Source organism: Limibacillus halophilus, from assembly GCF_014191775.1.
GTDB classification, from domain to species: Bacteria; Pseudomonadota; Alphaproteobacteria; order Kiloniellales; family CECT-8803; genus Limibacillus; species Limibacillus halophilus.
Genome location: NZ_JACHXA010000005.1, coordinates 153912 through 166372, shown reverse-complemented (window position 1 = coordinate 166372; position 12461 = coordinate 153912). Strand labels below are relative to the sequence as shown.

The following is a 12461-nucleotide window of genomic DNA, read 5'->3' as shown; positions in this document are numbered from 1 at the left end:
CCCCGCAGCGCCGGGCGACGCAACGCGGTAGGACCACAATAATCCATCGACTGGAAAACAGTTTGTAGAACCGTGCTGATTACATTCAGGCCGAATGCACTGGGTCGCTGAATCGCTCTGTGAAACTCTGCAAGTTAAGCATTCTAGGGCCGGTTTCCACAGGCGACCGGTAGCGACTTTCAATAACCACCGTGAACCGCACATGCGGAATTCCCATTGGATCGGCGGTAATAGCCAACACCTCGGCGGTTTCGATTACTTTTGAACTGATATGACGAAAGCGGGCCCCCGGCACAATCTCCGCAGCAAAGCGGCTCTTGCGAAACAGCCCAATGACGCGAGAATCGGAAATCATCCGCTCACCTAGCCCCCACATCCTGCCCCAACGGCTTTTGTTACAAAGCTCTGTTTTACGAACGGGCGCAGACTGCCTTACCGACAGATCACCTTGATTTATATTAGGGAAGGCGTTGACGTGCAATGCTTTTCCCCTTTCACATCCGTTAGTTTCCGGCTCCTGGAAAGAACCCTCCGCGAAAAAGGTAACCGCGATTCAATTAAAACATTGTTAAACAGCCGAGTGATACGGCGCCAAATGCTGCAACACTTCAGGAAGAACATCGGGCAAATCTTCGGCGATCAGTCCGGGACCGAACAAGCCGGCTGCTTCACCATGCAGCCAAACCGCAGCAGCTGCGGCCTCGAAAGCTGGCATGCCCTGAGCCATCAAGGCGGCTATGAACCCCGCCAGCACGTCACCACTGCCCGCGGTTGCCAACCACGGCGGCGCGTTGGCGTTGATTATCGCCCTGCCGTCGGGAGCCGCCACGACGGTGTCATAGCCTTTCAAGACGATAACGGCGCCGGCACGCTGCGCCGCATCGCGTGCGCGCTTGAGCTTTCCGCCATTTGGCGCCTTGGACGCATCAGGGAACAAACGCGCGAACTCGCCGGCATGTGGCGTCATCACGGTCTTCCCCGGGATGGATTGAAACAATAGATCAGCCTTGTCTTGGAATGACGTGAGCGCGTCGGCGTCAAGAACCATGCCTCGCGTGCCATCTTGCGCCATGCAGGCAAGAACCTTTTCGCGTGTGTCCGCACCGACGCCCAGCCCTGGCCCTAAAAGAATGCAGTTGATCCGCTGGTCAGCCAGAAGATTTGCCCAATCCTCAGCGTTCTCTACCGACGCCAGCAACGTGCTCGGCCCGGCGAGCGCAAGCATCGGAAAAACGCTGCGCGCACCTGCCAGCGTGACCAATCCGGCACCGGCGCGCTGGGCCGCGCGAGCAGCCAGACAGGCGGCTCCGGTCATTGTATCTCCAGCACCGATAACCAGGTGTCCATGGTGATACTTGTGGCTGTCGGGTCTGCGCCAGGGGAAACAGGAGATCCACGCATCCGGCCCATTGAGCCAGCACTCCGGGCCGATACCCGACAGTATTGCAGCATCAATTCCGATGTCGGACACAACAAGGTCACCGACCAACTGCCGTCCCGGCAAAAGGTAATGACCCGGCTTGGCACGGAAGAATGTCACGGTGACGTCTGCTTCGATTGCGCTAGTGCCCAGCACCTCGCCACTATCACCGCTCACGCCGCTCGGGATATCGATCGCAACGACCGAAGCGGAGGAACGGTTTACAGCCGCGACTACATCCTTTGTTACTCCAGCTAGCGGTCTGGAAAGACCAGCGCCGAACAACCCGTCGACGATCAAACCGACACCTTCCGGAACCTGGGGGGCAAGCGGCTCGACTACCCCTTGCCAGCGCTCAGCGTGAATAGCAGCATCACCTCGAAGTGCCTTTACGTCACACGCGCTCATCACCGTGACCGGCCAGCCCGCATCCTGCAGGCGCCGAGCAACCACGAAGCCATCGCCACCATTGTTTCCGGGCCCGCAAAGAACCAGCGTTGTCATCGAATTCCAACGCTCTTGGATGAGGGCTGCAACCGCGGCGCCGGCGTTCTCCATCAGGACCTCACCTTTGGTGCCGGCTGCGATGGTCATTCGATCGGCGACAGCCATTTGCTCGCCCGTCAGAAGGGCCGGGCCAGGGGCGTTCACCCTGCCTAAAGGCCGATCTGACATGAGACCCCGTCCCCTATATGGTTCCTGTGAGGCTGCGAAAGGCTTCGATGGAGTTCCTAGCGCCATTGCGCAGCAGCGCAACGTCGGCATCCGTCAAAATCAAACTGGCTCCGCTTTCCACAAGCAGTTTTACCGGCCGCTTTGGCGTCGGAATATGGCCAATTAGCTTTCCAGCAGACTTTGCGGCAGCCTCCACCTTCGCAATTGCTTCATGAACCTGCGGGTGGTCGACCTGCCCTATCAGCCCCATTTCCGTGGAAAGGTCAGAGGGACCGACAAACAACATGTCCACTCCTTCAACCTCAGCAATTGCGGCGGCGCTTTCAACAGCTTTACGAGTTTCTATCTGACAAATGACGAGCAGCTCGTCTTGAATCGTATTCAGGTACTCGGCCGCATTCACGCCATATCCGGAAGCGCGAATAATGGAGGCAGCGTTTCCCCGTCTGCCCCCGGGCGCATAGCGGCAGGCCGCGACTGCCTGACGCGCCTGCTCGGCACTATCTACGGAAGGCACCATGATACCGCGCGCACCAGCATCCAAAGAGCGTTTGATCGCAACGTGATCATTCCAAGGCACGCGGACCAGCGGCACGCAGTCGGTCCCCTTCATGGCCTGCATCACAGAAATACAATCCAGGAAGCCGCCCGGCCCGTGCTCCATGTCGAGCATCGCGCAATTGTACCCAGCTTCGGCCATGACCTCGGCCGCCATCGGGCTGAACAGTTCAAGCCAGAAACCGAGCAACTGCTCGCCGTTGTGCATCCGAGATTTAAGGTTATTGGCCATGCTGGATTCTTCCTTTTACCTATCCGTTGTTCATGAATCGCACGCTTGGCGATCTTGTATTGCAAAGCACTGTCCTTAGAGCGCGAGCGCTGCACAGTAGGCATTTTCAATACCGGCCCGAAGCGTTCTGCAGAAAACTTCGGCATCCGCCCCATCGACCATACCCTGCGCAAACACCCGGTAGCCGCTGCTCCCTCCCAATGGCACAATGCTGATTGGATGTCCTGCAAAAAGACCTTTGTACAGGGCCAGTGTCTTGCGGCGGAACTCCTCCGCGTCGTCCCTGTCGCCGAATGTACCCAACCAAACGACAATTCCCTTGTCCGATCCTAAGGAGGCGTCGTCGTCCGCCCCGCTCTCTGCAGCCGGTTCAACAGGTGCCGATACAGAAGCTTGCTGTTCTATCACTTGTGGCGCCGGGACATCCGTCTGACTTGGTTCAACTATGGCCGATTGCGCGTCGTCGGGTAGAATTTCTTCATTGGGTTTGGGCGCAGCCGCTTCCACAACGGCAACACTATCGGTCCTCTCTTCTATCTCCGTTGAGGCAGCCATTTCTTCCTGCAGCCCAACGCCGGTCTCTCGCAATTTGCGGGCTTCCTCGGCAGCCGCCTCGTGGCCCTGCCGCTCCGCCAGCGAGAACCAGGTAAGCGCCGCAACACTGTCCGCATCGACCCCGACCCCCAACAGATAAACCTGCCCCATTGCAAACTGCGCATCTGCCAAACCGGACTCGGCGGATTGCTTGAACCATTCGCGCGACTTGGCAATGTCTGCCAGGACCCCCTCCCCTCGATAGTAAGCAAGACCGAGGTTGTAGGCAGCGAGCGCATTGCCGAGGTTCGCGGCCCGTGACCAAAGCGAGAAAGCCTTTGTGGTATCCCGCGCGACACCCGACCCTTGCGCATAGAGCCCACCCAAGTTTGTCAAAGCATCTGGGTGATTCTGCGCGGCTGCGCGGCTGTACCAATGGATCGCTTTTTCAAGGACCACCTCGTCAGCGCCGGCCTTCGTTTCATAAAGTACGCCCAGCGCGTACTGCGCGCGCGCGTCACCGTCTTCCGCCAAAGGTTCCCATATGGTTTCAGCCTGCGCGTAGGCCGCCGCATTGAATGCGCGCAACCCTTGTTCGTAATTCGCGAGAGCCGTAGACGTTGGTAAGACCAAAACGGCAGCGGCCAGGAGCAATAATCCAAAAGCCGCAGTCTTATGCATTCAATATTCCTCCTCACGGGCACCAACACACAAACCGACAAACAAAGTGCCAGTCTCTCGGAAAAACTATATCTCAGTTAACCAAGGATCAGCTTACCTTGCATCGAATTTTCCTAAGATTCTCGTATTAGTTTTTTTAATTTTCACAAACATATGAATTTGGTAATCTGACAAAACTTGGTAAAAAGGGCTGTCTCGGACACAAGAGACGTAAAAAAGAAAATACCTTGAGGGGGCAACTATCGTGAAAGCCGGAATAGAACCCAGAAAAGAACCAAGTCGTTCTGGCGCCATCTCTCCAACAAGGTTTTTTTAGATCCCAGACGGTGCTTTGCCGTTTGGAGGGGGCTGGACTGCTGCATCTATTCCATCGGGAATTGACTGTGGCGTCTCAGGGTGAAAGGAGTATTGGCGTGTACAATAGCCAAACGACACAAGACCGGGACACAAAGAATCCCGGCAAAGACCACATCATCGATGAAGGACTCAACAACGAAACCAACGGGACGCTGCTAAATCGTATCTTACTTATAGAAGATGAGTCCGATCTTCGTGCCGAGCTTGCCGAATATCTTCAACGGCACGGATTCGTTGTAACCAGTTACGCAGATGGGCGCACTCTTCGGAACTCCGGCGGCAAGCTCCCATTCGATCTGATCCTGCTCGATCTCATGATCCCGGGTGACGATGGCATCACGCTAACCCGCGAAGTTCGCGCCCGGTCCAATGTACCCATAATCATAATTACCGGCCGCAACGACGTGGTGGACCGAGTTGTCGGCCTTGAGATCGGGGCGGACGACTACATTAGCAAACCTTTTGATTTCCGTGAGTTGCAAGCACGAATCAAAGCCGTTATTCGCCGCCATGCGATCGCCAGGGTAAGTGGCATCCGCGCCAGCAATCGCGTATGGGATTTTTTAGGTTGGCAGGCCGATGGGCGTAGCCGAACCTTAATGCGCCCAGATGGTGAATTCGTTGATCTTACGACGGCTGAGTACATGTTGCTCGAGGCGTTTCTCATCAGACCGGGGCAACTCCTCTCCCGCGACCTTTTGTTGGAGTATGTTTACAACCGACGCTGGTCGCCGCTCGATCGCAGCATCGATAATCTCGTCGCCCGTCTCAGGAAGAAACTGGAAGACCGTCATAAAGGTCCAATAATGATCAAGACGGTTCGCAGTAGAGGTTATCTATTCACACCCGAAGTCGTTGAAACCAAAGTGAAAGAAACTTCATAAGCTGAATCTAGATTGAAAGCGTAAGGCAGAGCCCAAAGAAATGGCCAGCCTATCCGAAACCCTTCGGCGTCATGATACCGTGGTGGCCGGGGCATCACGCACCGTCGCGCCGTTGGGAAGCCGAGGGCGGTGGTGGCGGATATTCTTGGTGCTCTGCCTTCTGCTTCCCGTCCCTGCCACCGCCTGGCACCGCGATCACCATGATTGGCAACACAAGCGAAGCCCCGAAGAAGTCAGGGGCTGGGCCATCATCAATTTGGTGCGCTTTTCCGCTTGGCCGTCCCGCGCCTTCACGGACCAGTACGCACCTGTAAAAATTTGCAGCAAACCAAATGTGATAATCCTTCCCAACGAACCCGGCGCATTGGGCTCCGCCATTCGAAGAATCAATGGGCGCCGGGTCGTCATGCGGCAGATTCACAACTATGAGCATCTGGAAGGATGTCATGTTCTTTACCTGACCGCAGAAGACAGCGGTGACCTTCCATACATTCTGGACCCCATTCGTGATCTACCTATTGCGCTCGTCAGTGATGCCGAGGGTTTTGCGCAAAATGGCGGCGCATTTGAACTGATCCGCAATGAAAACACAGCCTTCTTCAAGATCAACGCGGCGGCGCTCCAACAAACGGGCATCCATTTGGCCCAAGCCCTCATGCGTCTTGGCCTGAGCCGCAGTCATGGGAGCGTGCCATGATGGGTGTTTGGATGGGGCACAGCTTGTTGCAGCGCTTGCTCAGGGCATCACTTGCAACAACGGTTCTGGCGCTCCTCGTCGCTAATCTGACGTTCAGCTTGTTTCAGTATGATCGAAACCGGGTCACCGCGATCGACGAAGCCACGGCCATCGCTGATATCCTGATCCAGAATCTGGCGGCGGCTATCGTATTCGAAAACGAACTCGCTGCGGAGGAAGTCATCCAATCGCTGGCGTTGAAGCCTTCGGTGCGGGCGGCTTATATATTTCGTAATGACGGAACAATTTTCGCGATCTTCGGTGACCCGACATATATCGACACGTTTCACGGGACGGAGACCCGGTCGATAGAGACACCCGTTAGGTTCAACCAAGTTCACATCAGCAGGGAAATAAAGGCTGCCGGAGAAGTAGTTGGACGACTCGGTCTGATAATCAGAGTCGAATGCTTTGCCTCTTGGTTTCTTCACACGATCAAGTTCATGTTGCCCATCCTGGTCGTATCGATCTTGATCGCCACGCTGATCTCCCGACGCCTGATGCGCGAGATCATGAGGCCCTTTGAAAGGCTGGTGGAAGGATTGAGAACGATTGGCACCTCAAGCGACCATGTCACGCTTCTCGCCGATGTTGATGCGGGTCGTGAATTGACCCCCCTCTACAGTCGTTTCAACGAACTCGTTGCGGAGATCGATAAGCAGCGTCGACTGCTGGCAGAAAGCGAAGCCCGCTATCGCAGCATCGTTGAAACGCAAAGCGAAGCGATCTGCCGCCTTGATAAGAATTTTCGCTTGCAGTTCGCCAACAAGGCTTTCCAAGACATCGTCGGCATCCGCCTGGGGGATCTAATTGGAACCCGCCCGACAAATCTGGTGCCGGCGGAAGACTGCAACATCATTGAAACGGCGCTCTCCAAACTAAGCCCGACAAGTGAAACACAGGAGATAAACTGCCGCATCAATGGCGGGAAACAGGAGCTGAGATGGATACAGGCAACAATCCGGGCCTTCTTTGACAACCAGGGCCGGCCCAGCGAATACATGCTGGTCGGTCGAGACATCAGTGAGAAGAAAATCGCCGAGCAAATTGCCATCCAAACGTCAAAACTCGCAACTCTGGGCGACATATCCACCAGCATCGCGCACGAGCTGAAACAGCCGCTGGCGGTTATCGATCTCGCCGTACAAAACACACTCAGCGCCCTTGAGGATAGAACTCTTACGGAGCAGGAGATAAGGCGCTATCTGAGTGATAAAATGAACCGGCTCGCCAATAACAGCGAGCGCATCCGGACTATTATTGATCATTTGCGGGTGTTTGGCCGCAAGGTTGACGATCAGCGCTTTGCCTTCGATCCGCGTGAGAGTATGAAAGCAGCCCTCATGCTGATCCAGCACAGGTTGGAACAGGCTGGGATCACACTGCAATACTCTTCTGGAGAGGCCCCACCGTTGGTGCGCGGCCATCCGATCCTTTTCGAACAGGTCTTGCTCAATCTCCTGACCAACAGCATTGATGCCATAGAGAGTGGAAAGGCAGCGGCAGGCGGCTCATCCGACTCCTACATTCTCGTATCGCTTGTCAGAAATGACTTTGGACTCTGCTGCATATTGGAAGATAGCGGCGGCGGCATCCCCGGCCCCCTGATGACGCGCGCGACAGAGCGCTATTTCACCACAAAACCCGCCGGTAAAGGAACAGGCCTGGGGTTGGCGATCAGCAGCGATATCGTTAAGGAAATGGGCGGCAAGATGCGCTTGGAGCAGGGAAAGAAGGGGCTGAAAGTCACAATCGAATTGCCCCTTAGCTGCAGCGACAATCACGACAACGACTATGCTGTTGCCTAATCCCTCTTGCTGGGGACGAAGGGTCGTATCTGTCGGGGTTCATCAGAAATAGTGGGGTGGCTGATGGGATTTGAACCCACGACCTCCTGGACCACAACCAGGCGCTCTAACCAACTGAGCTACAGCCACCACAGCGAAGACATCTCAGTAATGCCGCGTCTTAAAGGCTCCCCCTGCTGCCGTCAAGTATCCCCTTGATTAGCGGCCTGCGTTCAGCCTGCTGAGACGTTGGCCATTCAGTCGGCGGCCCGGGAACCAGTACTTTCCCTCCGTTACAAAAATTAGCCCTTTCGGCTGTTCTGGCCCGATAGGGCAAACGCACATTAGAGGCTGTGGGCCGATGAGAATCCTTGCCGAGCGATCCTCCTACGGCCTAGCTTCACGAAACACCAACCGGAGATGGGCGAATAGAGAATGACGACGCTGCAACAAGCCAATGCCATGTCACGACTGGGTACAGAAACTGCTTTCGAAGTTCTAGCCCGTGCCAAGGCGTTAGAGGCCCAGGGCCGTTCCATCATCAACCTTGGTATTGGTCAGCCTGACTTCCTTACGCCCGACCATATTGTGGAAGCAGCGGTCAAGGCCTTGCATGACGGCCAGCACGGTTATACGCCCGCCAACGGAATTCCATCGCTTCGGGAGGCTGTTTCCGCATACCTGCATAAACAGTACGCAGCAGACGTGGATCCTTCGCGGGTCGTGGTGGTACCCGGCGGTAAGGTCACCATGTTTTTTGCGATTCTGATGTTTGGGGAACCCGGTGCCGAGATCATCTATCCTAATCCCGGCTTTCCGATTTATGAGTCCATGATCCGTTTTACCGGTGCAAAACCTGTCCCCCTGCCCTTACTTGAGAAGAATGGCTTTGGTTTCGATGCCGAAACGCTACTCAGCCTTATTACCGTCAAAACACGGCTCATAATTCTCAACTCACCAGCCAATCCGACCGGGGGGGTCACAGAGAAATCCGAGATCGATAATCTGGTGCGCGGGCTCGAAGCGTTTCCAAAGGTCGCTATCCTGTCCGACGAGATTTACAGCAGATTGCTTTATGATGGCCGCAAGCATACCAGCCTTCTGAGCTATCCAGAGTTGGAAGACCGACTGATTCTTCTGGAAGGTTGGAGTAAGACTTACGCAATGACCGGATGGCGGATGGGATATGGTGTCTGGCCCAAACAATTGGTCGAAGGGGCTACCAGACTCGCGGTCAACAGCAACTCCTGTGTCAACGCGGCTGCACAATTTGCGGGCATTGCGGCCCTAGAAGGGCCACAAGACAGCGTCGACGGCATGCAGCGGGCATTTGATGCCCGTCGGCGTTTCCTTGTCGAGCGATTGAACCAGATACCCGGCGTCTCATGTGTGGAACCAGGTGGAGCCTTTTACGCTTTTCCAAACATCGCAAATACTGGATTAACGGCCAAACAGGTCGAATTGGGCCTTCTTGATCAGGCTGGGGTGGCAACAATTGCCGGAACCTCGTTCGGCGCGCACGGCGAAGGCTATGTTCGTCTATCTTATGCAAACTCGATGGAGAACATCGAAATAGCATTGCAGCGCATACAGGAGTGGCTTGAATCTCACCAGGAATAGAACGGGCAACCCTTTGACTGCTGTATACTGCACAGCGCCACGGCACCCTGCCTATTTTTTGTGCAGAAAAGAACTGCGAGCCAATAGAGAGCGCCCACCCACGGCTAAGTTGATGAGGATTTCTGCCATTTATACTAATTTGGCATGATTCTTGCTTATTACACTACCAAGGAGCGGGCCTGCTGCCCGGTCCGAAGCGATTATGGGGTCCCGAAAGCAATGAAGAAAATCGAAGCGATCATCAAACCCTTCAAGCTCGACGAAGTGAAGGAAGCCCTTCATGAGGTCGGCATCAAGGGCATCACGGTCATCGAAGCGAAAGGCTTCGGTCGCCAAAAAGGCCATACGGAGCTTTATCGTGGCGCAGAGTACGTCGTCGACTTCCTGCCCAAGGTGAAAGTCGAAGTGGTCTTGGACGACGACCTAGTCGAGCGCGCCGTCGAAGCAATCCAACAGGCCGCGCAAACAGGCAGGATAGGCGATGGAAAGATTTTCGTATCAAGCATTGACGAGGCGATCCGTATCCGCACTGGCGAACGCGGTTCCGACGCAGTTTAAGCCGGGCATACACCCAACCCTTTAGAAAACCCCTACCACAAAGAGGAACCATCATGTCCGAGGTCAAAAAAGTTCTAGATATGATCAAGGAAAACGACGTGAAATACGTCGATTTCCGTTTTTCAGATCCACGCGGCAAATGGCAGCACGTCGCTCAGCACATCGATACGGTAGACGAAGAAATGCTGACCGAGGGTATCATGTTCGATGGCTCTTCCATCGCCGGATGGAAGGCAATCAACGAGTCCGATATGGCACTGCTGCCGGATCTCTCCACCGCTGTGATGGATCCCTTTGCTGCACAACCGCAGTTGATCCTGACCTGTGATGTCTTGGAGCCTTCGACCGGCCAGCCCTACAACCGTGATCCGCGCACGACTGCGAAAAAGGGCCTTGCCTACCTGCAGTCTTCCGGCATTGGCGATACTGCCGTGTTCGGACCAGAAGCAGAGTTCTTCGTGTTCGACGACGTGCGCTTCGGGGTCAACATGAACCACTCCTTCTTCCAATTCGAAAGCGAAGAAGGCCCCTATATGTCCGGCGTCGAGTATGAGGCGGGAAACATGGGACACCGACCGGTGGTAAAGGGCGGCTACTTCCCCGTGCCTCCCGTCGACTCAGGCACCGACCTGCGTGCAGAGATGGTGACGGTCATGAAGGAGATGGGCGTCAACGTAGAAAAGCATCACCATGAAGTGGCGCCCAGCCAGCATGAACTGGGTATCAAGTACGATACCCTGCTCAAATGCGCCGACAACATGCAGATCTACAAGTATGTCGTCCACAACGTTGCCCATTCCTATGGCAAGACGGCTACTTTCATGCCAAAGCCGGTTTACGGCGATAACGGATCCGGCATGCACGTTCACCAGTCGATTTGGAAAGACGGCAAGCCCTTGTTTGCAGGTGACGGCTATGCGGGCCTTTCGGAGATGGCACTCTACTACATCGGCGGCATCATCAAGCACGCCCGCGCCTTGAATGCTTTCACCAACCCCAGCACCAACAGCTACAAGCGCCTGGTGCCCGGTTTTGAAGCGCCTGTGCTATTGGCCTATTCAAGCCGCAACCGTTCGGCCTCCTGTCGCATTCCCTTCGGCGCCGGCCCAAAAGCCAAACGCGTCGAGATTCGCTTCCCGGACGCTATTGCCAACCCTTACCTCGCATACACGGCAATGCTCATGGCTGGCATCGATGGGATCAAGAACAAGATCCATCCCGGCGACCCAATGGACAAGAACCTCTACGATCTGCCGGCCGAGGAACTAAAGGACATTCCGACCGTTTGCGGCTCCTTGCGTGAAGCATTAACAGCTTTGACCGACGATCACGACTTCCTGTTACAGGGTGACGTGTTCGACAAGGATCAGATCGAAGGCTACATCGATATCAAATGGGAGGAGATTTACGCTTTTGAGCATGCTCCGCACCCAATCGAGTTCCAGATGTATTATTCGTCCTGATACAATTCTAACAACCGAACGAAAATGGGGCCGCCTTTCCAGGCGGCCCCTTCTATTCCAGCGAGGCCAATCCGCTATTCAGCGCCGCAGTTCAATCTCGAACTCCTTGCCGCCATAGCCATGAATCGAGTCACGTGCCCTCACCCGAACGACCTTAACGTCATCCGGTATATGCACGTTCTCCAAAGACCGTGTGAAGGGTTGCTCCGTGACGTGCGGGTGATAGATTACCCGTGTCGCCAAGACTGTATCGTCCGGCCCCATTACCTCCCAGCGATCCGCATAGTGTTCCCAGCCAGCATCCGCGTGGGCGACCGTCACATCAAAGCGCCAGGTGTTGTTACGATCTTTATAAGCAACCGCGTCTACAATATCGGCTTCGGCCGCAAAGGCCTGTGCTGTGAAAACCGAAATCAGCATCAATAAAAATGTGACGATCGTTCGCTTCATAATGCATACTATCGCAGCACCTGTTCAAAAAATAAAGTCATTCGCGTACTGGTAGCGGTCTTTTCCCGCCATCAGCATCAATGGCGACATAAACGAACATACCTTCGGTCACCTTCATGATCTCATCTCCAGCGCTTCTTTCGACCCAGGTTTCAACCCGAACCTGCATCGACGTTGCGCCCTCAGCGAGAATTGTCGCGTAACAACTCACCAGATCGCCAACGAAAATGGGCCGGTGAAATCGCATAGCATCAATGGCCACCGTTGCGACCCTACCGCGCGCGCGCTTGACTGCTGGAACGGCCCCGGCCAGATCCATCTGCGCAAGGACCCAACCGCCAAAGATATCACCGTTTGGATTCGCATCGCCCGGCATGGCCAGAGTCCTGAGAGCGGGCTCCCGATCCGGCGGCCTAATCTCTTCATCCATGATTTTCCCCCAATAAAAGCCAATATCTAGTAGATTGGGGATGCAAATGCCACAGCATTTGCTTGCTCCACCCCTC

The 12461-nt window shown here is 55.2% G+C and carries 12 protein-coding genes and 1 tRNA gene; 6 read left to right on the top strand and 7 right to left on the bottom strand.

Annotated elements, in window-relative coordinates:
• Window positions 1–85: 85 nt before the first annotated feature.
• The 4 genes from FHR98_RS10555 to FHR98_RS10540 all read right to left on the bottom strand — a co-directional run bounded on the left by FHR98_RS10555 (window position 86) and on the right by FHR98_RS10540 (window position 4100).
• Window positions 86–355 (bottom strand): hypothetical protein, encoded by a 270-nt coding sequence (locus FHR98_RS10555; protein ID WP_183416654.1) that lies wholly within the window; start codon window positions 353–355, stop codon window positions 86–88.
• Between the two features lie 213 nt (window positions 356–568).
• Complete coding sequence (locus FHR98_RS10550) at window positions 569–2095, bottom strand: NAD(P)H-hydrate dehydratase (RefSeq protein WP_246377704.1); 1527 nt, start codon at window positions 2093–2095, stop codon at window positions 569–571.
• 13 nt (window positions 2096–2108) lie between these two features.
• Window positions 2109–2885, bottom strand: coding sequence for an HpcH/HpaI aldolase family protein (locus tag FHR98_RS10545; RefSeq protein ID WP_183416653.1), 777 nt, complete (start codon window positions 2883–2885; stop codon window positions 2109–2111).
• Window positions 2886–2960: 75 nt separating this feature from the next.
• Window positions 2961–4100 carry an SPOR domain-containing protein gene (locus FHR98_RS10540; RefSeq protein ID WP_183416652.1) on the bottom strand — a complete coding sequence of 380 codons (1140 nt, stop codon included), beginning with the start codon at window positions 4098–4100 and terminating at the stop codon, window positions 2961–2963.
• 413 nt (window positions 4101–4513) lie between these two features.
• On the opposite strand from FHR98_RS10540, the gene FHR98_RS10535 reads away from it, so the two are divergent.
• The 3 genes from FHR98_RS10535 to FHR98_RS10525 are packed head-to-tail and all read left to right on the top strand — an operon-like array spanning window position 4514 to window position 7885.
• Window positions 4514–5341: a response regulator transcription factor gene (locus FHR98_RS10535; RefSeq protein WP_183416651.1), complete on the top strand. Its 828-nt coding sequence runs from the start codon at window positions 4514–4516 to the stop codon at window positions 5339–5341.
• Window positions 5342–5381: 40 nt separating this feature from the next.
• Window positions 5382–6038, top strand: coding sequence for a YfiR family protein (locus FHR98_RS10530; RefSeq protein WP_183416650.1), 657 nt, complete (start codon window positions 5382–5384; stop codon window positions 6036–6038).
• Window positions 6035–7885, top strand: coding sequence for an ATP-binding protein (locus FHR98_RS10525; protein ID WP_183416649.1), 1851 nt, complete (start codon window positions 6035–6037; stop codon window positions 7883–7885). The genes FHR98_RS10530 and FHR98_RS10525 overlap by 4 nt, the downstream gene beginning before the upstream one ends.
• Window positions 7886–7937: 52 nt before the next feature.
• Here FHR98_RS10525 and FHR98_RS10520 read toward each other — a convergent pair.
• Window positions 7938–8014 (bottom strand) — tRNA-His (locus FHR98_RS10520).
• Between the two features lie 285 nt (window positions 8015–8299).
• Between FHR98_RS10520 and FHR98_RS10515 the strand changes: the two genes are divergently transcribed.
• From FHR98_RS10515 to glnA, 3 genes are all read left to right on the top strand, one after another.
• The gene (locus FHR98_RS10515; protein WP_183416648.1) at window positions 8300–9484 is read left to right on the top strand and encodes a pyridoxal phosphate-dependent aminotransferase; all 1185 of its coding nucleotides are present in this window, start codon (window positions 8300–8302) and stop codon (window positions 9482–9484) included.
• A 219-nt stretch (window positions 9485–9703) separates the two neighbouring features.
• Window positions 9704–10042, top strand: a complete 339-nt coding sequence (locus tag FHR98_RS10510; RefSeq protein WP_183416647.1) for a P-II family nitrogen regulator — start codon at window positions 9704–9706, stop codon at window positions 10040–10042.
• 53 nt (window positions 10043–10095) lie between these two features.
• On the top strand, window positions 10096–11505 hold the full coding sequence (gene glnA, locus FHR98_RS10505; protein WP_183416646.1) for a type I glutamate--ammonia ligase: 1410 nt from the start codon (window positions 10096–10098) through the stop codon (window positions 11503–11505).
• Window positions 11506–11583: 78 nt separating this feature from the next.
• On the opposite strand, the gene FHR98_RS10500 is transcribed toward glnA, so the two are convergent.
• Together FHR98_RS10500 and FHR98_RS10495 are read right to left on the bottom strand one after the other, a co-directional pair.
• Complete coding sequence (locus FHR98_RS10500) at window positions 11584–11955, bottom strand: hypothetical protein (protein WP_183416645.1); 372 nt, start codon at window positions 11953–11955, stop codon at window positions 11584–11586.
• Between the two features lie 37 nt (window positions 11956–11992).
• Window positions 11993–12385 (bottom strand): acyl-CoA thioesterase, encoded by a 393-nt coding sequence (locus FHR98_RS10495; protein ID WP_183416644.1) that lies wholly within the window; start codon window positions 12383–12385, stop codon window positions 11993–11995.
• Between the last annotated feature and the right edge of the window lie 76 nt (window positions 12386–12461).

Bases quoted from the DNA above. Each gene is read 5' to 3' on its own strand.
- FHR98_RS10515 (WP_183416648.1), top strand. From the start codon at position 8,300: ATGACGACGCTGCAACAAGCCAATGCCATGTCACGACTGGGTACAGAA.
- FHR98_RS10540 (WP_183416652.1), bottom strand. From the start codon at position 4,100: ATGCATAAGACTGCGGCTTTTGGATTATTGCTCCTGGCCGCTGCCGTT.
- FHR98_RS10550 (WP_246377704.1), bottom strand. From the start codon at position 2,095: ATGTCAGATCGGCCTTTAGGCAGGGTGAACGCCCCTGGCCCGGCCCTT.
- FHR98_RS10510 (WP_183416647.1), top strand. From the start codon at position 9,704: ATGAAGAAAATCGAAGCGATCATCAAACCCTTCAAGCTCGACGAAGTG.
- glnA (WP_183416646.1), top strand. From the start codon at position 10,096: ATGTCCGAGGTCAAAAAAGTTCTAGATATGATCAAGGAAAACGACGTG.
- FHR98_RS10525 (WP_183416649.1), top strand. From the start codon at position 6,035: ATGATGGGTGTTTGGATGGGGCACAGCTTGTTGCAGCGCTTGCTCAGG.
- FHR98_RS10530 (WP_183416650.1), top strand. From the start codon at position 5,382: ATGGCCAGCCTATCCGAAACCCTTCGGCGTCATGATACCGTGGTGGCC.
- FHR98_RS10555 (WP_183416654.1), bottom strand. From the start codon at position 355: ATGATTTCCGATTCTCGCGTCATTGGGCTGTTTCGCAAGAGCCGCTTT.
- FHR98_RS10545 (WP_183416653.1), bottom strand. From the start codon at position 2,885: ATGGCCAATAACCTTAAATCTCGGATGCACAACGGCGAGCAGTTGCTC.
- FHR98_RS10495 (WP_183416644.1), bottom strand. From the start codon at position 12,385: ATGGATGAAGAGATTAGGCCGCCGGATCGGGAGCCCGCTCTCAGGACT.
- FHR98_RS10500 (WP_183416645.1), bottom strand. From the start codon at position 11,955: ATGAAGCGAACGATCGTCACATTTTTATTGATGCTGATTTCGGTTTTC.